20 protein-coding genes and 1 pseudogene are annotated in these 25,807 nt (G+C 74.5%); 3 read left to right on the top strand and 18 right to left on the bottom strand.

Features of this window, described 5'->3' with window-relative positions:
* The 3 genes from ACYVJ4_RS12860 to ACYVJ4_RS12870 form a co-directional block, all read right to left on the bottom strand.
* Nucleotides 1-738, bottom strand: a 738-nt coding sequence (locus ACYVJ4_RS12860; RefSeq protein ID WP_460460529.1) for a DUF222 domain-containing protein, incomplete at its 3' end; no start/stop codon positions are given.
* An 89-nt stretch (nucleotides 739-827) separates the two neighbouring features.
* The gene (locus ACYVJ4_RS12865; RefSeq protein WP_460460530.1) at nucleotides 828-2,621 is read right to left on the bottom strand and encodes an ABC transporter ATP-binding protein; all 1,794 of its coding nucleotides are present in this window, start codon (nucleotides 2,619-2,621) and stop codon (nucleotides 828-830) included.
* Nucleotides 2,618-4,450 carry an ABC transporter ATP-binding protein gene (locus ACYVJ4_RS12870; RefSeq protein WP_460460531.1) on the bottom strand — a complete coding sequence of 611 codons (1,833 nt, stop codon included), beginning with the start codon at nucleotides 4,448-4,450 and terminating at the stop codon, nucleotides 2,618-2,620. The genes ACYVJ4_RS12865 and ACYVJ4_RS12870 overlap by 4 nt, the downstream gene beginning before the upstream one ends.
* A gap of 75 nt (nucleotides 4,451-4,525) precedes the next feature.
* Between ACYVJ4_RS12870 and ACYVJ4_RS12875 the strand changes: the two genes are divergently transcribed.
* Nucleotides 4,526-5,158, top strand: a complete 633-nt coding sequence (locus ACYVJ4_RS12875; RefSeq protein ID WP_460460532.1) for a TIGR03085 family metal-binding protein — start codon at nucleotides 4,526-4,528, stop codon at nucleotides 5,156-5,158.
* Here ACYVJ4_RS12875 and hisF read toward each other — a convergent pair.
* From hisF to ACYVJ4_RS12900, 5 genes are all read right to left on the bottom strand, one after another.
* Nucleotides 5,155-5,925, bottom strand: coding sequence for an imidazole glycerol phosphate synthase subunit HisF (gene hisF, locus ACYVJ4_RS12880; protein ID WP_460460533.1), 771 nt, complete (start codon nucleotides 5,923-5,925; stop codon nucleotides 5,155-5,157). The two genes, ACYVJ4_RS12875 and hisF, sit on opposite strands and share 4 nt — an antisense overlap.
* Before the next feature lie 52 nt (nucleotides 5,926-5,977).
* Nucleotides 5,978-7,117, bottom strand: coding sequence for a barbiturase (gene bar / locus ACYVJ4_RS12885; protein WP_460460534.1), 1,140 nt, complete (start codon nucleotides 7,115-7,117; stop codon nucleotides 5,978-5,980).
* A 32-nt stretch (nucleotides 7,118-7,149) separates the two neighbouring features.
* Nucleotides 7,150-8,082: a carbamate kinase gene (locus tag ACYVJ4_RS12890; protein ID WP_460460535.1), complete on the bottom strand. Its 933-nt coding sequence runs from the start codon at nucleotides 8,080-8,082 to the stop codon at nucleotides 7,150-7,152.
* Nucleotides 8,083-8,151: 69 nt separating this feature from the next.
* The gene (locus tag ACYVJ4_RS12895) at nucleotides 8,152-9,687 is read right to left on the bottom strand and encodes a carboxyl transferase domain-containing protein (protein WP_460460536.1); all 1,536 of its coding nucleotides are present in this window, start codon (nucleotides 9,685-9,687) and stop codon (nucleotides 8,152-8,154) included.
* Nucleotides 9,680-10,894 carry a CaiB/BaiF CoA transferase family protein gene (locus ACYVJ4_RS12900; RefSeq protein ID WP_460460537.1) on the bottom strand — a complete coding sequence of 405 codons (1,215 nt, stop codon included), beginning with the start codon at nucleotides 10,892-10,894 and terminating at the stop codon, nucleotides 9,680-9,682. Before ACYVJ4_RS12900 ends, ACYVJ4_RS12895 begins: the two co-directional genes overlap by 8 nt.
* A gap of 49 nt (nucleotides 10,895-10,943) precedes the next feature.
* Between ACYVJ4_RS12900 and ACYVJ4_RS12905 the strand changes: the two genes are divergently transcribed.
* Nucleotides 10,944-11,510, top strand: a complete 567-nt coding sequence (locus tag ACYVJ4_RS12905) for a nucleoside/nucleotide kinase family protein (protein WP_460460538.1) — start codon at nucleotides 10,944-10,946, stop codon at nucleotides 11,508-11,510.
* Nucleotides 11,511-11,549: 39 nt separating this feature from the next.
* Here the strand turns inward: ACYVJ4_RS12905 and ACYVJ4_RS12910 are convergent, their stop codons facing one another.
* The 10 genes from ACYVJ4_RS12910 to ACYVJ4_RS12955 form a co-directional block, all read right to left on the bottom strand.
* Nucleotides 11,550-12,311, bottom strand: coding sequence for a DUF4184 family protein (locus ACYVJ4_RS12910; RefSeq protein WP_460460539.1), 762 nt, complete (start codon nucleotides 12,309-12,311; stop codon nucleotides 11,550-11,552).
* A gap of 71 nt (nucleotides 12,312-12,382) precedes the next feature.
* Nucleotides 12,383-14,302 (bottom strand): hydantoinase B/oxoprolinase family protein, encoded by a 1,920-nt coding sequence (locus ACYVJ4_RS12915; protein ID WP_460460548.1) that lies wholly within the window; start codon nucleotides 14,300-14,302, stop codon nucleotides 12,383-12,385.
* Between the two features lie 5 nt (nucleotides 14,303-14,307).
* On the bottom strand, nucleotides 14,308-16,416 hold the full coding sequence (locus ACYVJ4_RS12920) for a hydantoinase/oxoprolinase family protein (protein WP_460460540.1): 2,109 nt from the start codon (nucleotides 16,414-16,416) through the stop codon (nucleotides 14,308-14,310).
* Nucleotides 16,413-17,351 (bottom strand): carbon-nitrogen hydrolase family protein, encoded by a 939-nt coding sequence (locus ACYVJ4_RS12925; RefSeq protein WP_460460541.1) that lies wholly within the window; start codon nucleotides 17,349-17,351, stop codon nucleotides 16,413-16,415. Before ACYVJ4_RS12925 ends, ACYVJ4_RS12920 begins: the two co-directional genes overlap by 4 nt.
* A 1-nt stretch (nucleotide 17,352) precedes the next feature.
* Nucleotides 17,353-17,991: an SRPBCC family protein gene (locus tag ACYVJ4_RS12930; RefSeq protein ID WP_460460542.1), complete on the bottom strand. Its 639-nt coding sequence runs from the start codon at nucleotides 17,989-17,991 to the stop codon at nucleotides 17,353-17,355.
* On the bottom strand, nucleotides 17,988-20,471 hold the full coding sequence (gene cutA / locus ACYVJ4_RS12935; protein WP_460460543.1) for an aerobic carbon-monoxide dehydrogenase large subunit: 2,484 nt from the start codon (nucleotides 20,469-20,471) through the stop codon (nucleotides 17,988-17,990). Before cutA ends, ACYVJ4_RS12930 begins: the two co-directional genes overlap by 4 nt.
* Entirely contained in the window at nucleotides 20,468-20,986 is a 519-nt protein-coding gene (locus ACYVJ4_RS12940; RefSeq protein WP_460460544.1) for a (2Fe-2S)-binding protein, read from the bottom strand. The genes cutA and ACYVJ4_RS12940 overlap by 4 nt, the downstream gene beginning before the upstream one ends.
* Nucleotides 20,983-21,837: an FAD binding domain-containing protein gene (locus ACYVJ4_RS12945; RefSeq protein WP_460460545.1), complete on the bottom strand. Its 855-nt coding sequence runs from the start codon at nucleotides 21,835-21,837 to the stop codon at nucleotides 20,983-20,985. The genes ACYVJ4_RS12940 and ACYVJ4_RS12945 overlap by 4 nt, the downstream gene beginning before the upstream one ends.
* A 136-nt stretch (nucleotides 21,838-21,973) precedes the next feature.
* Entirely contained in the window at nucleotides 21,974-23,428 is a 1,455-nt protein-coding gene (locus ACYVJ4_RS12950) for a uracil-xanthine permease family protein (RefSeq protein WP_460460546.1), read from the bottom strand.
* A 151-nt stretch (nucleotides 23,429-23,579) separates the two neighbouring features.
* On the bottom strand, nucleotides 23,580-25,226 hold the full coding sequence (locus ACYVJ4_RS12955) for a PucR family transcriptional regulator (RefSeq protein ID WP_460460547.1): 1,647 nt from the start codon (nucleotides 25,224-25,226) through the stop codon (nucleotides 23,580-23,582).
* A 34-nt stretch (nucleotides 25,227-25,260) separates the two neighbouring features.
* Here ACYVJ4_RS12955 and ACYVJ4_RS12960 point away from each other — a divergent pair.
* Nucleotides 25,261-25,807, top strand: a pseudogene (locus ACYVJ4_RS12960) (hypothetical protein); the annotation flags it as partial.

A 25,807-nucleotide genomic window follows, 5' to 3' on the forward strand; every position in this document is an offset into this window, starting at 1 on the left:
CGGTTGGGCAACGGCTTCTTCGGCCAGGCGCTGCAGGCCGTCGTGGCGACGCTGCGCACCCGTGCGCGGGTCAGGGGTGCCGTCCGCGGCGGGTTGTGGTGCGGACCAGGCGTCGATCGCTCCCGCCAGGGCGGCCCCGCACCGCGGGGTGAGCAGTCCTTCGACGTGGACCATCCCCGAGCCGGTGCGAGCCCACGTGAACCCGCGGACCGCCTCTTGGCACTTCTCGTCTCGCGCCAACCGCTCGTCGGCATCAGGGTCGAGCGAGGCTTTCAACCGCGCGCCGACCTTCGCCAGCGCTCGCGGGTCGAGCCGGTCAGCCTCGCCCAGCAGCAACGCCTGCCCGGCGGCGACGGCCTCCGCCGGTACCGCACCGGCCTGCACGTGCGGTGGCAGCAGGGCCGCGACGGTGGTGGCGATGACGTCGGCCTGCTCCCCGCTGATCACCCCGGCCAGCAGCGCGTCACGGGTCGGCTCCAGCTCGGGCGCCGCGGGCGAGCGGTAGAACGCCTCGGCCCGGGACGCGATCCGCGCCGCCTCGCCCGGGCTGCACGCGGGCAGCTCGCGCCGCAGCCACGCCGCCAGATCCCGGCACCCGCTCTGCCGTGGCAGCCCCCGCGCCATCGCCTCCGCCGCGAGCTGGATCTTCGCGACGTGCGCCATCCGTTCGACGTGGTCGTGACGGCGCAGCTCAGCACCCAGGGCGTCCCCTGCAAGGTGCCACGTCGCCGTCGTCATGCGTCAAACCTAGAGGCAGCCACCGACAACGTGTTGCGGCACAACAGACCTGTCGATGGCGTGACCAGCGTCGTCCACAGGTGGACGACCTACTGCAGGCGCTGCTGCGCGACCCAGCTCGCGTGCAGACGGGCGTACACCCCGCCGGCCCGCACCAGCTCCGCGGCCGGTCCGCGCTCGACGACCACGCCGGCGTCGACGACGAGCACCTCGTCGGCTGCCTCGGCCGTCGTCAGCCGGTGCGCGATGGCGATCGACGTGCGACCACGGGTCAGCCCGTCGAGCGCGCGCTGGATCCGCACCTCGGTGGCGGGGTCGACGGCGGACGTCGCCTCGTCGAGCACCAGCAGGTCGGGGTCGGCGAGGTAGGCGCGCGCCAGGGCGACCAGCTGCCGCTCCCCCGCCGACAGCGACTCGCCGCGCTGGCCGACGCGGGTCTGCAGCCCGTGCGGCAGACCCTCGAGCCAGTCGGCCAGCCCGAGCTCGGTGAACGCCAGCTCGACGTCCTCGACGCCGGCGTCCGGGCGGGCGAACCGGGCGTTGGCGAGCAGCGTGTCGTCGAAGAGGAAGCCGTCCTGCGGCACCAGCACGACCCGCTCGCGCAGCGACGAGAACCGCACGTCGCGCAGGTCGACGCCGTCGACCAGCACCCGGCCGGTGACCGGGTCCATCAACCGCGTGAGCAGCTTGGCGAAGGTCGTCTTGCCCGACCCGGTCTCGCCGACGACCGCGACCCGCGCGCTGGGCGCGATCTCGAGGTCGACGTCGTGCAGCACCGTCGGGCCGCCCGGGTAGGCGTACGACACGTGGTCGAAGGCGACGGTGATCGGCCCGCGCGGCAGGGCCCGCCCGGCGTCGCCGGGGTCGGCGACGTCCGCGGGGGTGTCGACCACGGTGAGCACGCGGCGCCAGCCGGCGATCGCGTTCTGCATCTCGTTGAGCACCTCGGTGCCGATCTGCACCGGCCCGGTGAACAGCTGCACCAGGAACAGGAACGCCAGGAGCTCGCCCAGGGTGATGTGCCCGTTCACGCCCCGCCAGGTGCCGACCACGACCACCGCGACGCTGACCAGGCCGCTCACCAGGACGCCCGTCGAGAACGTTGCCGCCACGCGCACCTGCGCGCGCACGGCCGCGTCGCGGTGGGCCTGCACCGCGGCGTCGACCCGCTCGCCCGTGCGGCGCTCGACGGCGTAGGCCCGGATCGTCGCCGCGCCCACCACCGACTCCGAGACCGCCGACAGCACGCCCCCGACCCGCTCGCGCACCAGCGCGTAGGCCTCGGAGACCTTGCGCTGCATGGGCTTCACCAGCAGGAAGACCGGCAGGAAGCAACCCCACACCACGGCGGTGAGCAGCGGCGAGTAGACCAGCATCAGCCCGGTAGCCACGGTCAGCTGCAGCGTCGACAGGATGAGCATCAGCCCGCCGAACTGCACGAAGTTCGAGATGGTGTCGACGTCGCTCGTCACGCGCGACACCAGCGAGCCGCGCCGTTCCGTGCTCTGGGTCAGCACCGACAGGTCGTGGACGTGCCGGAACGCGCCGACCCGCAGCGTGGCCAGGCCGCTCTCGGCAGCACGGAACAGCCGCAGGTTGACCTGGTAGGCGCACAGCGCGGTGACGACCACGAGCACGCCGGCCAGCGCGAGCAGCCGGGCGACGTGGCCGACGTCCGGGCCGCCGTCCGCGAGCAGCCCGCGGTCGATGGTCTGCTGCACGCAGAACGGCACGACGACCCGGCCCACGGTGGCGACCGCGGCCAGCGCGAGCGTGATCCCGATGCCGGCGGTGAGCTCGGGCGACATGGCCATCCCCCGGCGCAGCGTGTGCAGCGCGCCGTGGTCGTCGGCGTCCGGGCGCTCCCCGGTGATGGAGGTCATGCCGACACCTCCTCGTCCTCGCCCTCGGCCGCCTCGCGCTGCGCGGCCTCACGCTCGTAGGCGTCGACCAGGTTGCGGTAGGCGGCGTTGCGCCGGCTCAGCGCGGCGTGCGTGCCGCGGTCAGCGACCCGGCCGTGGGCCAGGAACACCACCTCGTCGGCCAGCGCGATGGTGGCCTTGCGGTAGGCGACGACCACGACCGTCGTGCCCTGGGCGGCGTCGCGCAGCCCGGCGAGGATCGCGGCCTCGACGCGGGGGTCGACGGCCGAGGTCGCGTCGTCGAGCAGCAGCAGCCGTGGACGGCGCACCAGTGCCCGGGCCAGCGCGATCCGCTGCCGCTGACCGCCGGACAGCGTCGTGCCGCGCTCGCCCACGGGGGTGTCGAGCCCGCGCGGCAGGGCGGCCACGAAGCCGTCGCCCTGCGCCAGCCGCAGCGCCGCCCAGACGCGGCGGTCGTCGGCGTCGACCAGGCGCGGGTCGCCGAGCGTGACGTTGCCGCGCACCGAGTCGTCGAACAAGAAGGTCTGCTGCGGCACGAGCGCGACGCTGTCGGCCACCGCACCCTCGGCCAGCTCGCGCAGGTCGACCCCGTCGAGCAGCACGGCGCCGCGGTCGGGGTCGGCGAGCCGCACCAGCAACGAGGTCAGCGTGGACTTGCCGGACCCGGTGGCGCCCACGACCGCCACGGTGCGGCCGGGCTCGACGTCCAGCGTCACGTCGTGCAGCACGGGCACGCGCTCGCCGGACTGGTCGAGGTGCGCGTAGTCGACGTCGCGCAGCTGCAGCCCCGCCGCGCCCGCCTCCGGGCCGGCGGAGGGACGGGTGCCGTACGAGAGCCCGCCCTCGGCGTCCAGCACGGCCTGCACGCGGTCCCACCCGACGACGCTGCGGGGCAGCTCGCCGAGCACCCAGCCCAGGGCGCGCACGGGGAACCCGAGCAGGGTGAACAGGTACGCGACCTGGACGACGGTCGCGGCTGTGGTCAGCCCGGACGTCGCCCGCGCGGTGCCGACGGCCAGCACCGCGAGCGTGCCCAGGTTCGGGATCGCCTCGATGACGGGGTCGAAGATGCCCCGGGTGCGGCCGACCGCGACGTTGGCGTCGCGCAGCCGGTGCGAGACCTCGGCGAAGCGGTCGGTCTCGGCCTGCTCGCGGCCCAGCGCCTTGACGACCATGGCGCCGTCGAAGCTCTCGTGCGCGACGTCCGACACCTCGGCCCGCAGCTGCTGGGCCCGCGTGACGCGCGGCGACATGAAGCGCTGGAACACCACGTTGACGAGGAACACCAACGGGAAGACGCAGAAGCCGATCAGCGCGAGCACCGGGTCGGCGAGCAGCAGCGAGACCGCGGCCACGACGAGCATCACCACGACGCCGATCGCCATGGGGAGCGGCGCGAAGACCTGCCAGGTGGCCTCGACGTCGGCGTTGGCGTTCGACAGCAGCTGCCCGGTGGGGTGCTGCCCGTGCCACGAGAGCGGCAACCGCAGGTACTGGGCCGTCACCCGCCGCCGGTAGTGCGCGCCGAGGTCGAACATCGTGTAGCCGGCCGCGACCCGCCGGGCGATGACGCCGATCGTCAGGAGCACCGCGACCAGGGCCATCAGGCCGGCGCCGCCGGCCAGCTCGGAACCGTCGAGGCGGCCGTCGCGCAAGGACGGCGCGATGACGTCGCGCGTCACCCGCCCCAGCGCCCACGCCGTGCCGGCGGTCATGACGCCGTACAGCGCGCTGCCCACGACGGCCACGGCGAACACCCCCGGCGCGCGCCGGATCCCCTGACCGAGGACGTGCAGACCGCGACGCAAGGTGTAAGGACGGGTCTGCACGGGCTCACTTCCGGATCGGGGCGACGGGACAGCCTCTCACGTGCCGGTGACCGGCACGGGTGCGAGGATCGAGCCATGAGCCACTTCGCGCGCGCCGAGCGCCACGCCCTCTGCGACACCTTCGTCGCCGTGGGTCCCGACGCCCCGACCAAGTGCGAGGGCTGGGAGACCCGCGACCTCGCCGCGCACCTCGTCGTGCGCGAGCGCCGGCCCGACGCGCAGGCCGGGATCTACCTGGCACCCCTGGCCGGGCGCACGGCCGCGGTGCAGGGCGACCTCGCCGCCGGCGACTGGCCGGCGCTCGTCGAGCAGGTGCGCACCGGCCCGCCGTTCTGGCACCCGGCCCGGGTGCCCGCGGTCGACGAGGCGATGAACCTGGTCGAGTTCTACGTGCACCACGAGGACGTCCTGCGGGCCCAGCCGGGCTGGCGGCCGCGCGTGCTCGACCCGGCGCTCGAGCGGTCGCTGTGGAAGGCGTGCTCGACCATGGGCCGGCTGGTGCTGCGACGGGCGCAGGTCGGCGTCGAGCTGGTCGCGCCCGGCCACGGCCGGCTCACCGCGCGGCGCGGTCACCCGACCGTGCGGGTCGAGGGCGCCCCAGGAGAGCTGGTCCTGTTCGTCTACGGGCGGCGCGACGTGGCGGACGTGGCGCTCGACGGGCCCAACCAGGCGATCGACCAGCTGCGCGAGACGCCCGCCGGTCTCTAGCGGACGGCGTGGCCGCCGGCCGCCAGCGCCCCCTTGACCTCGCCGATGCTCAGCTCGCCGAAGTGGAACACGCTCGCGGCGAGCACCGCGTCGGCCCCGGCGTCGACCGCGTCGACGAAGTGGGCCGCCGTACCGGCGCCCCCGCTCGCCACGAGCGGGACGTCGACCGCCGCGCGCACGAGGCGCACCAGCTCGAGGTCGAAACCGGCCTTGGTGCCGTCGGCGTCCATGGCATTGAGCAGGATCTCGCCCGCCCCCAGCTGCGCCGCGCGCGCGGCCCACTCCACCGCGTCGACGCCGGTGCCGCGCCGCCCGCCGTGGGTGGTGACCTCGAAGCCTGAGTCCGTGCTGGTGCCGGGCGGGCAGCGGCGCGCGTCCAGGCTCAGCACCAGCACCTGCGCGCCGAACCGGTCGGCCACCTCGGCGACCAGCTCGGGCCGCTCGACCGCCGCGGTGCTGACGCCCACCTTGTCGGCCCCCGCCCGCAGCAGCCGGTCGACGTCCTCGACCGTGCGGACGCCGCCCCCGACCGTGAGCGGGATGAAGACCTGCTCCGCGGTGCGGGTGACCACGTCGTAGGTCGTGGCCCGGCTGTCGCTGGATGCCGTGACGTCCAGGAACGTCAGCTCGTCGGCGCCCTCGGCGTCGTAGCGTCGCGCGAGCTCGACCGGGTCGCCGGCGTCCCGCAGCTGGGCGAAGTTCACGCCCTTGACGACCCGTCCGGCGTCGACGTCCAGGCAGGGGATGACGCGCACGGCCAGGCTCACGTCGTCCAGCCTAGGCGTCGCCCACCGCCGTCACCGCCCCGGGCGTGAGGGGTCAGGGGGACGGCGGGCGGTAGCCGGTGGGCTCGGCGCCGAGGTCGACGATGGCGGCGACCGGGCCGCCACCGTCCGGGCCCTGGTGCGCGGCCGACACCGACACGAACACCGCAGGGTCGCCGGTGACGGCCGCGGTGACGCCGCCGACGCAGGACTTGATCTGCCGGTGCCAGTGCACGTCGGAGTCGTCGAGCATCGCGTTGCGCCGACCGCGGACGACGCCGTCCTGCGACACCTCGCACTTGAGGAACACGTTGACCAGCCGGCCGTCGAGGTCGCTGGGGTGCGGCCGGTCCGGCAGGTCGAGGCCCGCGTCCTTGATGGCGCCCCAGATGCCGTCGGCGTCCAGCGCGTCGCGCATGACCGAGTGGCCGATGCGGTAGCGCCCGCCGACGCCGCGCGCGTTGCCGACCACGACGACCTGCGCCTGGTCGAGCTCGACGCCCGACGAGCAGGACGCGACCGAGGAGTACAGCGAGCGGTCGTGCATGACGTCGGCGTCGGTCGGCATGTCGATCTCGCCGAGCGCGACGGCGATGCCGAGCGCGGTGCAGCCGTTCGAGAGGTCCATCGACTCGTGGGTGTGCTCGGTCCACACGCTCTTGCCGCGCTCCTTGGCGTCGCGGATGGTGTGGATCGTCAGCAGCGGCGTCTTGGTCTGCACGTAGTGGACGTCGGCCGGGTCGGTGATCCCGGCGCGCTCCATGGCGACCTTGACGGCGTCCGCAACCTTGCTGACCATCGCGACCCGACCGATGTCCTCGGGCGCCAGCACCTCGCTCATGGCGAAGCCCACGGTGAGCCGCGGCTCGTCGGTGGCCTCCACCTGGTCGGCCGGCACCGTGGCGAAGATCGTGGCGTGCGGGCTGATGACGCCGTCGGTGCCGCCGGACCACACGATCGGCACCTGCTTGACGTCCTCGGCCGAGCGCGTGCCCTTCTCGACCAGCACCTCGCGGAACGCGCGGTCGGCGATGATGCGGGTGTAGTCGTTGACGCCGCCGTTGCCCTCGGTCTTGCCGATGACCGCGACCACGCGGTCGGCGTCGAGCACGCCGTCGTCGACGAGCTGGGCCAGGCCGCTCGCGTCGCTGACGGTCAGGATGGGCACCTTGCGGACCTCGATGGCCTCCGGCACGGGGATCTCCTCAGGTTGTCGGGCAGGTCGGGTCAGGGGCGGACGACGGTGCCGGCCTCGCCGGCAGCGGCCGCCGCGATGTTCGCGAGCGAGCAGATGGCCGAGCGGGTGCCGCCGTTCTCGACGAACCGGCACGCGGCCTCGACCTTGGGTCCCATCGAGCCGCTGGCGAACTCGCCCGCGGCGGCGAGCTCGCGCAGCTCGGCGACGGTCACCTCGCCGAGCGAGCGCTGCTGGTCGGTGCCCCAGCCGGTGGCGACGTGGTCGACGTCGGTGGCGATGACGAGCACGTCGAGCTCGAGCGCGCGGGCGAGCAGCGCGGCCGAGAGGTCCTTGTCGATGACGGCCTCGACGCCGCGGATCGAGCCGTCCGCCTCGCGCACGCAGGGGATGCCGCCACCCCCGCCGGCCACCACGACGTAGCCCGCGTCGACGAGCGCACGGGCGGCCCCGGCGTCCAGCACCTCGAGCGGCTCGGGCGAGGCGACGACGCGGCGCCAGCCCCGGCTGCCGCGGTCCTCCCACGTCTGGCCGTGGTCGACCAGCACCTGGGCCTCGTCCTGCGGCAGGTAGCGCCCGACCGGCTTGGTCGGTGCGGTGAAGCCCTTGTCGTCGCCGTCGACCAGCGTGCGGCTGACGAGGGCGGCGGTCGGACGACGGACGCCGCGCCGGGCCAGGGCCGGCTCGAGGGCGTCCTGGACGACGAAGCCGATGGTCGCCTGGGTCTGCGCGCCGCACCAGTCCAGCGGCACGGGCGGGACGACGCCGGCCGACAGCTCGTTCTTCACCAGCAGGTTGCCGACCTGCGGGCCGTTGCCGTGGGTGAGCACCACCTCGTGGCCGGCCGCGACGAGGTCGGCCACCGGCTCCATGGCGCGCGTGATGGCCGAGATCTGGTCCTCGGGACGGGCGTCGCCGTCGTCCGAGGTCATGGCGTTGCCGCCGAGGGCTACGAGGACTCGCACACCGCGAACCTAGGTGACGCAGCGCCGCGCGTCATGGCGAGCAGTCGCCAGCCCGGCGCGCCGCTTTGGTCAGGGTTCGACGACCGGGCCGAGCCGCCGGTACCGCGCCAGCCGGTGCGAGCGCCGCTGGTCGGGCGCCTGCGCCATCAGGCGCACCAGCTCGTGGCGCAGCACCGCTCCCAGCCGCGAGCAGAACGCCTCGGCCTCGTCCGCGGCGTCCGGCCGCTCGGGGACGACGCGGTCGACGACGCCGTTCGCCAGCAGGTCCTTGGACCGCACTCCCTGCTCGGCGGCCATCTGCGCCGCGTGCTCGAGGTCGCGGTGCACGATGGCCGACGCGCCCTCGGGCGGCAGCGGCGACAACCACGCGTGCTGGGCCGCCACGACGCGGTCGGCCGGCACCAGCGCCAGCGCTCCCCCGCCGGTTCCCTGGCCGAGCAGCACCGACACCGTGGGCGCGTCGAGCGTCACGAGCTCGGCCAGGCAGCGGGCGATCTCGCCGGCCAGCCCGCCCTCCTCGGCCTCGCGCGACAACGCCGCCCCGGGCGTGTCGATCACGGTGACGAGCGGGAGCCGCAGCTCGCGGGCCAGCCGCATGCCGCGCCGGGCCTCGCGCAGCGCCGCCGGACCCATCGGCGTGAGCTCGGTCTGCCCGCGGCGGTCCTGGCCGAGGACGACGCACGGGGCGCCGCCGAAGCGGGCCAGCGCCAGCAGCAGGCCGGGGTCGGCCTCGCCCTCGCCGGTGCCGTTGAGCGGCAGGACGTCGGACGCCGCGTACCGCAGCAGCCGTCGCACACCGGGGCGGTCCGCGCGGCGCGAGGCGGTCACCGACTCCCAGGCCGGGACGTCGGGCAGCTCGTCGGCGACGTCGACCGCGGCGCCGCGCGGCAGGTCGTCGGCGGCCGGCAGCCCCTCGCGCGGGGCGAGCAGCACGTTGAGCGCGCGGTCGAGCACGTCGGGCACCTGCTCGGGCGGCAGCACGGCGTCGACCAGGCCCTTGCGGTAGAGGTTCTCGCTGCGCTGCACGCCGTCCGGGAACGGCTGGTGGTGCAGCGCCTCGTACACGCGCGGGCCGAGGAACCCGATCAGCGCGTCCGGCTCGGCCACCGTCACGTGCCCGAGCGAGCCCCACGAGGCGAGCACCCCGCCGGTGGTCGGGTGCCGCAGGTAGACCAGGTACGGCAGGCCCGCGGCCTTGTGCTCGGCGATCGCCGCCGAGATCTTCACCATCTGCAGGAACGCGACCGTGCCCTCCTGCATGCGCGTGCCGCCGGACACCGGCGCGGCCAGCAGCGGCAGCCCCTCGCGGGTGGCGCGCTCGACCGCCAGCACCAGCCGCTCGGCCGCCGCGACGCCGATCGAGCCGGCCAGGAAGGCGAACTCGCAGGCGACGACGGCGACCCGGCGGCCGCGCAGCCGGGCCCCGCCGGTGACCACGGCCTCGTCGAGCCCGCTGCGCTCGCGGGCCGCCTCGAGCTCGAGCGCGTACCGCTCGGACGTCGGCACGCGCACGGGGTCGGCGTCCCACCGCTGGAGCGAGCCGTCGTCCATCACCAGCTCGAGCAGCTCGACGGCGCCGAGCCGGCGCGGCGCGTCGTCAGCCATGCCGGGGCGGCGTGCTGGCCAGCCAGGCGCGCACGGCGGCGCCGTCGCCGTCCAGCAGCGGCGGCGCGGCGTGGTCGCGCTTGGTGGTCTCGGCGCCGCCGGCGTCGAAGAACCGCAGCGGCGGGCCGGGCAGCTGCACCGTGCCCAAGGTCGGGTGCTCGACCTCGACGAGCAGGCCCTGGCTGAGCGTCTGCTCCCAGCCGTAGACCTCGTCGAGCGTGCGCACCCGACCGGCGGGGATGCCGGCCGCGGCAAGGCGCGCCAGCAGCGGGTCGCCGTCGAGGTCGGCGAAGGCTCCCTCCACGGCGGCGATCACCGCCTCGCGATGGGCCACGCGGTCGGCGTTGGTCGTCATGCCGTCGGCCTCGGCGTCCAGGCCGAACTCGGCGCACAGCTTGCGCCACAGGCCCTCGCTGCCCACCGAGATCTGCACCGCGCCGTCGCGGCAGCGGAAGAGGCCGTACGGGCAGATCGAGGGGTGGTGGTTGCCCGCGGCGCGGCCGACCTCGCCGGCCACCGTGTACCGCGTGCCCTGGAACGCGTGGACGCCGACGATGCCCGCGAGCAGTGACGTGCGCACGACCTGCCCGCGGCCGGTGCGCTCGCGCTCGAGCAGCGCGGCCAGCACGCCGTACCCGCCCCACATGCCGGCGAGCAGGTCGCCGATCGGCACGCCGACGCGCTGCGGGTCCTCAGGTCCGCTGCCGGTCAACGACATCAGGCCCGCCTCGCCCTGGGCGATCTGGTCGTAGCCGGCGCGCCCGCCCTCGGGCCCGTCGTGGCCGAAACCGCTGATCGACAGGACGACGAGGCGCGGGTTGAGCTCGAGCAGCCGGTCGGTCGGGAAGCCGAGCCGGTCGAGCACGCCGGTGCGGAAGTTCTCGAGCAGGACGTCGGCCCGCCGCACCAGCTCGGTCAGGGTGTCGCGGCCGTCGTCGGACTTCAGGTCGAGGGCGATCGACTCCTTGTTCCTGTTGCAGGACAGGAAGTACGTGGCCTCGCGGGCCGCGCTCTCGTCGTCCGGCTGCACGAACGGCGGACCCCAGCCACGCGTGTCGTCACCCGTGCCCGGCGTCTCGACCTTGATGACGCGCGCGCCGAGATCGCCGAGCATCATCCCGGCGTGCGGCCCGGCGAGGGCGCGGGTGAGGTCGACGACCACCAGGTCGCGCAGCGGTCCGTGCCCGGCGTCGGCGGCGTCGTCCATCTGCCCAACCTAGTAGTCGGGTCGGGACGGGCAATGGCACAGTGTGCCGATGCTGCGGGTGACCGATGTCGAGGCCGCGGTGCAGGCCGCCGTCCGGCTCGTGGGCGCGCGGCCGCCCCACGCCGGGCTGACCCGCGTGCTGGCCGTCGACGGACCCAGCGGGGCCGGCAAGTCCACGCTCGCGCAACGGATCTCGGTCGCGCTCGAGGGCGCGCCCGTCGTCCGGCTCGACGACGTCTACCCCGGCTGGGACGGCCTGGACGACGGCGTCGCCCGGCTCGTCGAGGGCGTGCTCGAGCCCCTCGCGCACGGTCGGCCGGCGCGGCTGCGACGCTACGACTGGGTGCTGGAGCAGGACGGCGAGGAGTACGACGTGCCCGCCGCGCCGGTGGTGGTGCTGGAGGGCTGCGGCGCCGGCGCGGGCACCTGCCGGCCCTACCTGTCGGCGCTGGTCTGGGTGGACGCCGTCGAGCAGCAGCGGTTCGACCGCGCCATCGCGCGCGACGGCGACGGGTACCGGTCGCACTGGCGGCAGTGGGCCGACCAGGAGCGCGCGCACTTCGACCGCGAGGGCACCGCCGGGCGCGCGGACATCACCCTCTGCACCACGCGCTGACCTCTTGGCCAGCCGCGGTGGCGTGGCCGGATCGCACGATCACGGCCGCAGGACGCGGCGGCGCGAGGTGGCGAGACGGTGGGCCAGCGAGAGCAGCAGCGCGGCGAGCAGCAGCCCGCTCAGCGCGCCGAAGGCCGCCTCGACCAGCGGCGAGCCCTCACCCGCGGACGCGACCGGCGCCGCCTGACGCGCGAGGTAGCGGGCGACCGCGACCGCTCCCGCCAGCAGCGCCGCCACGGACAGGGCCGGTGCGGCGTGGCCCCAGCGCACCACGTGCGCGGGCGCGACGACCGGCGTCCGGTCGCGCCACCAGCGCGCCGACCACCAGGCCAGCACCGCGAGCCCCAGCACGCTCGACGCCACCTGCAGCAGCAGGAACACCCCGTGCCGTGAGCCCAGCCCGACCCAGCGGTCCAGGAACCCGCCGGGGTGGGTGACGTCGTCCCACGCGACGTGCGTGACGGCGCCGACGGCCCCGGCCAGGTACCAGCGCAGCGCCACGAGCCGGCCGGACGACGGCCCCGGCCGCCAGCGCGCCGCCAGCCCGGGCACGACGTCGGCGACGGCAGGACGGACCAGCCACACCCACAGCAGCCCGAGCACCACGGCCAGCGCGGCGTCGGTCGTCAGCGCCGCTGCCAAGGTGTGGGTCTGCGCGCGCAGGCCGGGCCAGCCGACGGCCGTCGGGAGGTCGGGCGCGGTGGCGCCGAGGGCCAGGGGCGCCGCGGGCAGCAGCCAGGCCCACCGCGTGCGGGCGCGCAGCGGCAGCACCGCGGCGACGTGCGCGACCGTGAAGGGCATCACCCCAGCATGGGGCCTGCACCCTGGCGCTCCGGTCCGACCCGGCCGACGTCCACCGGATCCGCACAGGATCAGCGCAGCCAGTCGACCTCGGCCGCAACCGCCCCGCCCGACAGCCGCGCGTACCCGGGTCCGCGGTCGAAGAACGGCGCGTCGTCCGGCGCCTCCGACCGCCGCCGGGCGCGCAGGGCGTCCGAGGCCTCCCGGTCGAGCTCGGCGTCGTCCGGGTCGCCCGATAGCACCACCCCGTAGTCGCGCGCCGCGCCCTCGACCGACACCTTGCCCCAGTGCACGTCGCGGACGACGGCCTCGTACGGGCGTTCGAGCGGGTCGCCCCAGCCGCCCCCGCCGGTGGTGCGGATGCGCACCACCTCGCCGGCCCGCACCGGCTCGGCGTCGGCCAGCGCGTCGACCTCGCGCTCGTGCGGTCCGCCCGGGTCGACCACGACCGAGAACGGCTGGCCGGCCTTGCCGCCTCGCACGCCCCAGCAGGCCAGGATCGAGCGGTCGGCGATGGACATGAAGTGCCCGTCCCGCAGCATCCGGATCTGCTTGTCGTAGCCCAGGCCGCCGCGGTGCAGGCCGGGACCGCCGGAGTCGACGGCCAGGCCGAGGGACTCGACCCGGAACGGGAAGCGGCTCTCGGTGAACTCGGTGGGCAGGTTCCGCGAGTCGGGCACCACGTGGATGGTGTCCTCCCCGTCGCCGTGGGGCCGACCGCCCGCTCCCCCGCCGAGCACCTCGCGCATGAGGTACGCCTGCCCATCGGCGTCCTCGCCGTAGACGCCGGTGTACCGGATCGTCTCCTGGTCGGCCGGCATGTTGCCGTCGACCGCCTTGGCGACCACGCCGGCCAGGACGCCGAGCAGCCGCAGGATCACGAAGGTGCGGGCGTTGGTGGGCGCGGGGAAGACCGGCGTGAGCAGGGTGCCCGGCTCGGGGAAGCGCATCTCGACCAGCGGTACGACGCCCTCGTTGACGTCGAGCTCGGCCATCCGCTCGGGGGTGTCGGCGAGGTTGCGCAGGATCGGCGCGAGCCACTTCTTCAAGAAGGTGCCCTCGGCGAAGTCGCCGCAGTGGTTGATTGGTCCGCGCGCCTGCGGGCCGGTGCCGGTGAAGTCGACGACGAGCCGTTCGCCGCCCTCGTCGTCCGCGCCGGTGCGGGTCAGGGTGATCCGCTGGGTGTGCAGCTGGGGCTCGTCGACGCCGTCGTGCTCGGCGTAGTCCTCCCAGACGTAGGTGCCGACGGGGATCTTCGACAAGATCTCGCGCCGGTAGGTCGCGGTGGTGTTGTCGAGCACCGCGTCGAAGGCCGCCTCGACGGTCTCGACGCCGTACCGGTCGAACAGCTCCCCCAGCCGGCGCGCGCCCATCAGGCAGGCGCTGCACTCGGCGTCCAGGTCGGCCGCCAGCGACTCGGGCATGCGCGAGTTGCGCGTCATGATGCGCAGCGCCGCCTCGTTGGGCACGCCGGCGTCCCAGAGCTTGATGGGCGGCACCATCAGGCCCTCCTCGAACACGCTGGTGGCGTGCGAGGGCATCGAGCCGGGCACCGCACCGCCGATGTCGTCGTGGTGCCCGAACGCCTGAACGAACGCGACGACGTAGGGCTCGCCGTGGTCCGGCGTCGCGAACACGGGCACCGTGACGCACAGGTCCGGCAGGTGGCCGATGCCGCCCTCGGACTCGTAGACGTCGTTGTGGAAGAACACGTCGCCGGGCCGCATGCTCCCGGGCGGGAAGTCGCGCGCGACCGGGTGCACGAGCGCGGAGTACGAGCGCCCGGTGAGCTTGCGCAGGTGACGGTCGTGGATACCCGCCCGGAAGTCGTGCGCGTCGCGGATCATCGGCGACCGGGAGGTGCGGGCGATCGCCGTCTCGACCTCCATCTCGACGCTGGCCAGGTAGCCCTCGACGATCTCGACGAGCACCGGGTCGACCTCGGACGCCGGCACGTCGGTCAGCCGGTAGCCGAACGGGTGCTGGGGCATGCCTCTCACGACGCCTCCTCCCTGGTGCGGGTGACCCGCAGGTTGCGGTGCTGGTCGACCTCGGCGCGGAAGCCGGGGTGCACCGGGACGGTCGAGCCGAACTCCTCGACGACGGCCGGGCCCTCGACCACGTCCCCCGCTCCGAGCCGGGCGCGGTCGTACAACGCCGCCTCGACCCAGCCGTCGCCGAAGTGCGCGCGGCGGGTGCCGGTGCGGGCGCCCTCGGCGCCGCCACCGGCGGTGGCGGTCGGCAGCTCGGGCGTGCGGATCGGCCCGACGCCGGTGACGCGCAGGTTGACCCACTCGACCTCCTGGCGCGGGTCGTCGCGGAAGTCGTAGCCGTACAACGAACGGTGCTCGTCGTGGAACGCCTCGGCCACGGCGGTGGTCAGGGCGTCGTCGACCGCGCCGTCCGGCACGCGCACGCGCACCTCGAAGGCCTGGCCGTAGTAGCGGACGTCGGCAGTGCGCTCGAAGACGCGGTCGGCGGGCGCGAAACCCTCGCGGGCCAGCGCGGCGTCGGCCTCGGCCCGCAGCTCGTCGAGGACGCCGGCCAGGCGCGCGTGGTCGAGCCGCGACTGCCGGGTCACGGCGGTGCGCACGTAGTCGTTGCGGACGTCGACGGTCAGCAGCCCGTAGGCCGACAGGTTGCCGGGGTCCGGTGGCACGAGCACGCCGTCCAGCCCGAGGACGTCGACGAGCCGGCACGCGAGCAGCGACCCCGACCCGCCGAACGTCACCAGCGTGAAGTCGCGGACGTCGAGCCCGCGCTTGACCGAGATCTGGCGCAGCGCGTTGGCCTGGTTCCACGCCGAGATCTCGAGCACGCCATTCGCGCAGGCCTCGAGGTCGAGCCCCAGCCGCGCGGCCAGGGCCGCCACCGCGGCGTGCGCGGCGTCGACGTCCAGGGGCACTTCGCCACCCAGCAGGTGCGGCGGGATGCGTCCGAGCACCAGGTGGGCGTCGGTGATGGTCGGCTCCGTGCCGCCCCGGCCGTAGCAGACCGGACCGGGATCGGCTCCCGCCGACTGCGGCCCGACCTTGAGCGTGCCCTCGGGCGTGACCCAGGCGATCGAGCCGCCGCCCGCGCCGACGGTGACGACGTCGATCATCGGGATCTTGCTGGGGTAGGCGCCGACCGAGCCCTCGGTGGTCAGCGCCGGGCGGCCGTCGACCACCACCGTCACGTCGGTGGACGTGCCCCCGCCGTCGCAGGTCAGCACCCGGTCGACCCCCGCCGCACGCGCGACCACGGCTGCGCCGAGCGCTCCGGCCGCCGGGCCCGAGAGCACCGTCGTGATCGGCTGGTGCACGACCTCGCTGGCCGACAGCACTCCCCCGTTGGACTTCATGACGTAGAACGGCACGTCGCGCTCGCCCTCGTCGGACGTCGCGAAGGCCGCCAGCCGGCGCGCGATGTTCTCGACGTACCGCCGGATGTTCGGCTTGACCGCCGCGTCGACCAACGTCGTCACGCTGCGCTCGTACTCGCGGTACTCGCGCAGCACCTCGCTCGAGATGCTGACCGTGGCGTCCGGGTGCTCGCGTGCCAGCACGTCGCGCATGAGCAGCTCGTGCCGCGGGTCCGCGTAGGAGTGCAGGAAGCACACGCCGATCGTCGTGATGCCGAGGTCGCGGAAGAACCGGGCGGCGGCCACGGCGTCGTCCTCGTCGAACGGGCGCACCTCGCTCCCGTCGACGGCGAGCCGGCCGCGCACCGTGCGCACGCGGTCGGCGGGCACGATGCGCGGCGGCTTGACCCAGAAGTAGGAGTTGCCGTAGCCGTCCGGCACCGACTGCCGGGCGATCTCGAGCACGTGCCGGTAGCCCTCGGTGGTGATGAACCCGAGGTTCTCGACCTTGCCCTCGAGCAGCTTGTTCGTCGCGACCGTGGTGCCGTGGCTGACGGCGCTGACCGCACCGCCGTCCAGGCCCATGACGCCGAGCACCTTGTCGATGCCGGCCAGGAAGCCCTCGGCCGGGTCGGCGGGCGTCGACGGGGTCTTGGTGGTCACGACCCGGCCGGAGTCCTCGTCGACCGCGACGACGTCGGTGAAGGTGCCGCCGGTGTCGATGCCGATGCGGACGCGCGCCGAGGGCTGGTCGGTGCTCACGGCCGGTCGGCCGGGTCGTCGCGCAGGCTGTGCGGCACGCCGTGCGGGAACGACGTCTTGGCCGGCGCCGCGAGGTCGTCGGCGTAGCGCGCGATGAGGGCCAGGTTGCGCTCGGCGAGGTGGTCGAACGACTGCGGCACCGAGCTGCCCGGCGTCAGGGACGCCATCGCGGTCGCCGGGTCGAGCCGGGCGCTGATCCAGCACTCGTGGCTGGCCGCCCGGGCGATCGTGTGGGACGTGGGGTCGACGACGTGGCTGTTGCCGAAGTAGTGCACCCCTGCCGGGTCGGTGCCGGTGGCGTTCGCCGCGACGACGTAGACGTGGTTGTCGTAGGCCCGGGCCCGGCTGGTGAGCTCGGCGATGTCGGCCGAGCGCAGCAGCGCCGACGGCCGCACGACCACCTCGGCGCCCTGCACGGCCTGGATGCGCCACAGCTCGGGGAAGTCGCCGTCGAAGCAGATCGCCATGCCGATGCGCCCGAGGTCGGTGTCGACCACGGTGACGGTGTCACCGGGCGTGACCCACCCGCCGCGCGAGACGTCCTCGGAGCAGAACGGCTGCGTCTTGCGGTAGGTGCCGAGCACCTCGCCGTCCGGGCCGATCAGGGCCGCGGTGTTGTAGACCGTGCCGCGGCTCGCGCCTCGTTCGTAGGTGCCCCAGACGACGTGCGCCCCCGTGTCGCGCGCGGCCTGCTGCAGCGGCTCGGTGACCGGGCCGGGGATCTCGGACACCAGGTCCCACAACGCCTCCGGCGACGTGCCGGGCGTGAAGCCGGTCGACGCAGTCTCGGGCAGCACCACCAGCTCGGCACCCGTGGCCTCGACGCAGCGCCGCACCCAGTCCGCGGCGACGGCGCAGTTCTCGGCGACCGTCTCGGCGCTCAGCGGGCGCGCGAGCGGTGCGACCTGGACGGCGGCCACGGTGAAGGCGCGCACGTCAGCGGCCTCTCGCGATCGCCCAGCCGAGCGCGACGCCGGCCAGGGCGATCACCGCCCCGACGACGGCCGCGGCCAGCGGCGAGACCTGCCGACCGGCCGGTGCGGCGGCCCCCACGACGACACCGTGCGGCGCGGTGGTGGCGGCAGCGGCCGTCTCCCCCGCCGTGGCCGGTGCTGCGGCGGCGGCTGCCGGACGACGTCCGGCCAGCACGTCGTCGACGTTGCCGAAGAACTGGCCGGCCATCTTCTTGGCCACGCCCGCGAGCATCCGCTGCCCGACTCCCCCGACCACGCCGCCCACGACGGCGTCGGCGTCGTAGGCCAGCTGCGTGGTGCCGTCACCGGCGTCCGACAGCGTCACGCGGCAGGTGGCGTCGACAGTGCCCGGAGCGCCAGAACCCTTGGCGCGCAACGTGAACGACTCGGGCGCGGTCTGGTCGCTGAGCGCGACCTCGCCGTCGTAGGTGCCCTTGATCGAGGCGACACCGGCGGTGACGCTCATCCGGTACCGGTCGTCGCCGAGGGCGACGAGCGACTCGCAGCCCGGGATGGCGCCGGCCAGCACCGTCGGGTCGTTGAGCGCGTCGTACACGCGCTGCCGGTCGGCGTGCAGGACGGCGGATCCGCTGACCTTCATCGCTGGTCCTCTCGGTCGGTCGCCCTGGTCGTGCCAGGACGTCGGGACGGCACCTCGCCGCGGGCGTGGGCGGCGCGCAGGGCGTGCAGCTCGCTCGGGCTGATCGGCATGCGGGTGATCGTGAAGCCCTCGGCGTCCTCGATCGCGGCGGCGATCGCGGCGGCACCGGGGATGACGCCGGCCTCGCCGGCGCCCTTGATGCCCAACGGGTTCAGGGGTGACGGCGTCTCGAGGTGGTCGACCTCGATCGTGCGCGGCACCTCGGTGGCGTACGGCATCAGGAAGTCCATGTACGAGGCGTTGAGCAGCTGGCCGGACTCGTCGTACTCCATGCGCTCGTACAGCGCGCCGCCGACGCCCTGCGCGACCCCGCCGTGGATCTGGCCCTCGACGATCACCGGGTTGATCAGCCGGCCGCAGTCGTGCACGACGCAGTAGCGCAGGATCCGCACCTCGGCGGTGTCGGGATCGGTCTCGACGACCACCGCGTGCATCCCGTTCGCGAACGTCGCGCGCTCGGGCGAGTAGTAGCCGGTGCCCTCGAGCCCGGGTTCCTCGCCCTCGGGCACCGGCACCTTGTTGGCCGATCCGACGGCGAACTGCGTGGCGGCGCGCGAGGCCTCGTCGAAGGCGTACCGCAACGGGTTCGACAGCACCGCCACCGTGCCGAGCGGCATGCGCGTGCCGGGGGCACCCTTGACCTGCACGACGCCGTCGACGACCTCGAGGTCGTCCTCCGACACCTCCAGCGCCTCGGCCGCGATGCGCAGCGCCTTGGCCCGCACCACGCGCGAGGCGACCGCGATCGCCGAACCGCTCATGACGGCTGCGCGGGACGCGAAAGTCCCCACCGCGTAGGGGAACCGGCGGGTGTCGCCCGTGGTGATCTCGACGTCCTCGAGCGGCACCCCCAGCTCGTCGGCGACCACCTGCGCGAACGAGGTGTAGTGCCCCTGGCCCTGCGTGGTCAGGCCGGTCGCCACCTTGACCTTGCCCGACGTCTCGACCACCACGTGCGCGCCCTCGTACGGCCCGACGCCGGTGCCCTCGACGTAGCAGGCCAGGCCGATGCCGACGGTGCGGCCCTCGGCGCGCGCCTGCTCGCGGTAGCCCTCGAAGTCGGCCCAGCCCACGAGGTCCTTGAGCTTGGCGAGCGAGGTCGGGAAGTCGCCCGAGTCGTACACGAGCGGCCGGCCGTCCTGGAAGGTCAGGTGGTGGTCGAACGGCATCTCGTCGGGCTGGATGAAGTTGCGCTCGCGCACCACCGTGCGGTCGAGGCCGAGCGCGTCGGCGATCGCGTCCATGGTGCGCTCCATGGCGTACACGCCCTGCGGCCGGCCGGCCCCGCGGTACGGCGTGACGATCACGGTGTTGGTGTAGAGCGACCAGAACTCGCACCGGTAGACCCCGGGCTTGTACGGGCCGAGCAGCTGGGTCGAGGTGATGATCGGCACGATGATCCCGTACGGCGTGTAGGCGCCGTTGTCGTGCCAGAACCTCACGTCGAGGGCCAGCAGCCGGCCGTCGTCGTCGAACCCGACCTTCACCTGCTGCAGCTGGCCGCGCTCGTGGGCGCTGGAGATGAAGTGCTCGCGGCGGTCCTCGACCCACTTGACCTGGTCGCCGAGCCCGGCGGCCGCGAGCCGCTTGGCCGCCCACGGCACCAGCACCTCCTCCGGCCACGGGTGCACGATCTTGACGCCGAACCCGCCGCCCACGTCCGGGGCGATCGCGTGCACCTTGGTCAGCGGCAGCGCGAGCTTGGCCGCCACGGCGGCACGCACGGACGTCGACGCCTGGGTCGAGGTGTGCACGCGCAGCGTCTGCTCCTCGAGGTCCCAGCGCGCCAGCACCCCCTTGCCCTCCATGGGCATCGACGCGCTGCGCTCGATCTCGAGGTCGAGCTCGAGCACGTGCGGCGCGGCCGCCATCGCCGTCTCGACCGCGAGCGGGTCGGGCGTCGTCTGCTGCACCAGGTGGGCCGCGACGTTGTCGGGGACGTCGTCGTGCACGGCCCGCTCGGCCCGCCGCGCGACGTCCACCCCGACGACGGGCGGGAGGAACTCGTACTCGACGACGATCGCCTGGCAGGCGTCCTCGGCGACGTAGCGGTCGGTGGCGACGACCATCACCACGGCCTCGCCGACGTGGTTCACCTCGTCCTTGGCCAGCGGGTACGGCGTGCGCGGCGCGTGCAGCGCGGGGTGCGGGATGAGGAGCGGCAGCGGCTCGCTGACCCGGGTGCCCTCGGCCTCGTCAGCCGCCGCGAGGTCCTCCCAGGTGTAGACCGCGACGACGCCCTCGACGTCCAGCGCGCCGGTGACGTCGACGTCCACGACCCTTGCGTGGGCGTGCGGGCTGCGCACGAACGCGGCGGCCAGCGCGCCGCGCCCGAGGTCGTCGAGGTAGCGCCCTCCACCGGTGAGCAGCCGCGGGTCCTCGACCCGCTTCACCCGCTCGCCGAACAGCTTGGTGGTCACGGCGCTCCCGCCACCCCCGACGACGGCTCGCCCTCGCCGCGCCGGATCTCAGCCGCGCGCAGGACCGCGGCCTTGATGTTCTGGTAGCCCGTGCAGCGGCACAGGTTGCCCGACACCGCCTCGAGCGCGTCGTCCTCGGTCGGGTCGGGGTTCTCGTCGAGGTAGGCCGCGATCGTCGTGAGGAAGCCAGGGGTGCAGAAGCCGCACTGCAGGCCGTGGCAGTCCTGGAACGCCTGCTGCACCGGGTGCATCGTGCCGTCGGCCGCGGCCAGCCCCTCGACCGTCGTGACCTCCTGGCCCTCGACCGTCGCGGCGAGCAGCAGGCACGAGCGCACGGGGCGGCCGTCGAGCAGCACGGTGCAGGCGCCGCAGACGCCGTGCTCGCAGCCGACGTGCGTGCCGGTCAGCCCGAGGTCGTGCCGCAGCGCGTCGCTGAGCAGCCGGCGCACCGGCACCGTCATCTCGCGCGGGGTGCCGTTGACCCGCAGCCGCACCGTCACGGTCTGCTCGCTCATGCCGCCTCCCGCAGCGCGCGACCGGTGAGCACCGCGGCCAGGTGGCGGCGGTAGTCGGCGGTCGCGTGGATGTCGGCGTCCGGGTCGAGCTGGTCGGCCGCGGCCTGGCCCAGCGCGGTCAGGTCGGCGTCCGCCACCCGGTGGCCCGCCAGGCCGAGCGCCGCGAGGTCGAGCACCGGTGGCGTCAGGCCGGTCGAGACGTAGGCCGCGCTCGCGGCCGTCACCACGCCGTCGGCGTCGGTGTCGACCGTGACCGCCACGCCGCACACGGCGTAGTCGCCGTGCCGCCGCGACACCTCGACGACGGCGCTGCGACGACCGGACGGCGCCACCGGCACCTCGACCGCGACCGCCAGCTCGTCCGGGGCCAGCGTCGACTCGAGCGGGCCGGCGAACAGGTCGGCCGCCGCGACGCGCCGCTCGCCGCGCACCGATCGCGCCACCAGCGTGCCGCCGAGCAGCAGCACCACCGCCGGCATCTCGGCCGCGGGATCGGCGTGGCAGATGCTGCCGACCGTCGTGCCGCGGTTGCGGATCGTCGGGTGCGCCACGTGCCGCAGCGCTTGGCGCAGCAACGGCTGGGCGGCGGCCGCCGCGTCGTGCCGCTCGAGCTCGGCGTGCCGCACCAGCGCGCCGAACCGGACGACGTCCGGACCGACCTCGACGTCCCCCAGCCCGGGCAGGGCGTTGACGTCGACCAGGTGCGCCGGCGAGGCCAGCCGCATCGACAGCAGCGGCAGCAGGCTCTGCCCGCCGGCCAGCACCTTGCCGTCGGCGCCGACGCGGGCGAGGACGTCGAGCGCCTCGTCCAGGCCGGTGGGCCGGTGGTAGGTGAAGGGCGCGGGCTTCATGCGCCGATCCTGCCTCCTCGGGTGGGGACCTGCGTCGTCAGGTGTTGCCGAACGACCCGCGTGTCGTCGTCGGCGCGTCCCGGGACGGCGACGGGGCACCCAGCGCGTGCCGGGTGCCCCGTCGTCCAGCGGTCGGTCAGGGACGACGTCCGTCGGTGTCGTCCTCGCGGTACATGCCGGGCTCGTTGAGCACCAGCGACGGACCCTCCTCGATCGCCTCGCCGCTGTCGGCCGCCGCCTTGAGGTGCGCCGGGGCCAGGGCGTGCGCCAGGTGGTACGCCAGCACCGTCACGATCGTGCCGAGCGCGATGCCCGACAGGCTGAAGTTGTCGGTGATCTTCAGCGAGGTGTTGCCGATCGCGATGACGATGCCTGCGGCGACCGGCACCAGGTTGACCGGGTTGGCGAAGTCGACGCCGTTCTCCTTCCAGATCTTGGCGCCGAGCAGGCCGATCATCCCGTAGAGGACGACGGTGATGCCGCCGAGCACGCCGCCCGGCGTCGCGGAGACGAGCGCCCCGAACTTGGGCGACAGGCCGAACAGGATCGCCACCGCCGCGGCCACGAAGTACGCGGCCGTGGAGTACACCCGGGTCGCCGCCATGACGCCGATGTTCTCGGCGTAGGTCGTGGTCGGGCTGCCGCCGACGGCGCTGGCGATGACGGTGCCGACGCCGTCGGCCGCGATCGCCCGGCCCATCATCGGGTCGAGGTCGGTCTTGGTCATCTCGGCGACGGCCTTGACGTGGCCGGTGTTCTCGGCGACCAGGGCGATGACGGCCGGGAGCACCAGCAGGACGAACGCCCACTTGAAGTCCGGCAGGTGGTAGCCGACGACGTCCGCCGTGGTCTTGGGCGGGAATCCGAACCAGTGCGCTTCCTTGACACCGTTCGGCCCGTCCCAGTTGACCCGCCAGTGCGTGGTGATCTTGCCGGCGCCGGCGTCGAACGAGGTGATCTTGCCGAACACGCGGTCGAAGCCCCACGAGAGCACGTAGCCGACGAGAAGGCCCAGGAAGATCGAGATGCGCCCGACGAAGCCGCGCAGACCCACGCTCATCGCGATCACCGCGACCATGACGATCAGCGCGATCCACTGGTCCTGCGGCCAGTAGATGGTGGCCACGACCGGCGCCAGGTTGAAGCCGATGAGCATGACGACCGCACCGGTGACGACGGGCGGCAGCACCTTGTAGATGACCCGCGACCCGGCGAAGTGGATGATCACGCCGACGACCGCGAGCACCGCGCCCGCCACGAGGATCGCGCCGGTGACCTCCTGCGACGTGCCGCCCTGCGCGCGGATCGCGGCGACGCCGCCGACGAAGGACGCCGAGGTGCCGAGGTAGCTGGGCACCGCACCCTTGACGATCAGCAGGAAGCAGATCGTCGCGATGCCGCTCATCATGATCGCGAGCTGGGCGTTGAGCCCCATGATGAGCGGGAAGACGAAGGTCGCGCCGAACATCGCGACCACGTGCTGGGCCCCCAGGCCGATCGTGCGGCCCCACGACAGTCGTTCGTCCGGGGCGACGACCTCGCCCGCGGCGAGCGTCCTGCCGTCCCCGTGCAGCTTCCATCCGATCGCCATGCGCATGTCCTCTCAGACCGAGACCGCTTGACGCGAGCGTGTGACGGGCGTCACCGCGTCAGCATGGCGCGAGGCTAGGTGCGGGTGTGGGAGGCGGCACCGGCGAGGAGTGCCAGGCAATTCGGACGCCGTTGGTGACCGCAGCCCAGGTCTAGCCGAGGCCGCGCATGGGCATGATGCGCAGCGCGAGCGCGAGGTCGAGGCGCAGGTCGGCGTCCTGGGTGAACGGGCCGAGGATGCGCTCGAGCTTGCCGATCCGGTACCGCAGCGTGTTGTAGTGGAAGTGCAGCCGCCGCGCCGTCTCGGCCACGTTGAGGTTGGTGTCGAGCAGCACCTCCAGGGTGCGCCGCAGGTCGCGCGCCTGCGCGGTCGGCCGGGCCAGCTCGCCCAGCGTCTCGTCGAGGAACGTGCGCAGCTCGGCGCTGTCGGGCACCAGGCTCAGCAGCCGGTGCACCCCCAGCCGGTCGAAGTGCGCCACGCCGCCCGGACCGTGCACTTGGCGCGAGACACGCACGCAGGTGCGGGCCTGCTCGTAGGCGGTGGGGATCGCGCCGACGCCGGGCACGACCCGGCTCACCCCGGTGGTCAGCACGCGCTTGGCCCCTGCCGTCGATCCGTCGCCGGCCGCCGCCGCGAGGTCGCGGGCCAGCCGGTCGACGTCCGCGCCCTGGCCGCCGACGATCGCGACCACCTCGGTCGCGAAGCCGCAGACGGCGGCGCCGACGTCCCGCGCACCGAGCAGCGCTCGCCAGGTGCTGGCGACGCGGTCGGTGACGAGGTCGCCGGTGGGGCCGGTGAGGGTGGCGCCGACGTCCGGCTGCGCCACGACGACGACGAGCGGGCGGTCGAGCTGCCAGCCGAGCTGGGCCGCGTGCCGGGCGGCCGACGCCGGGTCCTCGTGCCGCCCCAGCAGCAGGTCGCGCAGGAAGTCGGCCTGGTAGCGCTCCTCGACCGCGCCGACGGCGAGCTGCTTGACCGTGACGAGCGCGCACACGACAGCGGCCCGCTCGAGCGCGTGGACGTCCTGGGGGCTGATCTCGCCGTGCCGCGACACCGCGACGACGCTGCCGTGGCTCACGCCGCCCGCGACGATCGGGACGACGGCCCGCCCCGGACCGCTGCCGGCCACGAGCTCGGCCGCGGCGGCGTCGTCGAGCTCGGCCCCGGCCTGCGCGGCGACCCGCCCGTCGTCGTCGACCACGACCACCGACAGGTCGAGCCCGTCGGCCAGGGCGCGGGCCACCTCCGGCAGCCCGCCGCCGCCCAGGACGACCTGCACGAGCGCCCGGTGGATCTCCTCGCTGCGGGCCAGCAGCGCCGCCTGGCGGCCCAGCACCGCGCTGAGGACCTGGTTCAGGACGTCGTCGAGCGACACGTCCGAGGGCAGCGCGAGCACCGGCAGCCCGATCTCGTCGGCGCGGCGCAGGACGTCGTCCGGCAGCTGCTGCACGTACGCGCCGAGCTTGACCGCGACCGCCACGACACCGGCGCCGGCGAGCGCCTCGACCTGCGCCGCGAGCTGGTCCTCGCGGTCGAGCAGGGGGTAGCCGGTGGTGACGAGCAGCTCGTCCTCGCGCGTGAACGGCAGGACGTCGGGCGTCTCCCACACGCCGAGCCGCAGCACGTGCCGGTCGAGCCCGTCGGCACCGGCCAGCACCTGGGCGCCGGTGAGCGCGGGCAGGTCGAGGGCCTCGCGCACCGAGATGCCCAGCGCGCGCGGTGACACGGGGGCGGGTGCGGCCGCCTGGGTCGGCAAGCCGGACCCGAGGACCGGCCGATCTTCGGCAACTCTCGTCATGGGGGCAGCCTAGGTCGCTGGGTAGCGTCGCGTCATGAGCTCCGTGCCCGGCGCCGCCTCGACCGTCGTCCGCGACCTGCTCGACGCGTCGTCCGAGCAGCCGCTCACCGCCCTCGTCCGGCACGTCGGGTCGTCGCGCGTAGGCCTGGAGGTCGCCCTCGCCGGGGTGACCCGGCTGCTCGTGCTCGACCGTTCCCCCGGCCCGGCCACGCTGCCGTGCGCGGTGGCCGTGCCCGGGCTCGAGCCCACGCTCTTCGGCCGCCCGAACGACCTGGTGCGCCTGGACGTCGACGGCGTGCACGGCCCGGGCCAGCACGTGCGGGTCACCCGTTGGTGGGACCCGCCGCGCGTCGTCCCCACTGGTGAAGGGTTGTCAACCTCTCCGGACGTGCCGAAGGGTTCGGAACCCTTCACCAGTGGCGGCGCGAGGGCGGTGGACGACGTGGTGCTCGACGCGCTGGAGCGGACCGCCGCCGCGCTGCTCGCCGGTGACGCGGACGTCGCGACGCGGGCGCTCGTCGGGGTGCTCGGCCGAGGCCGCGGCTCGACGCCGGACGCCGACGACGCCGCCGCGGGCCTGC

This window comes from Angustibacter peucedani, assembly GCF_054779595.1.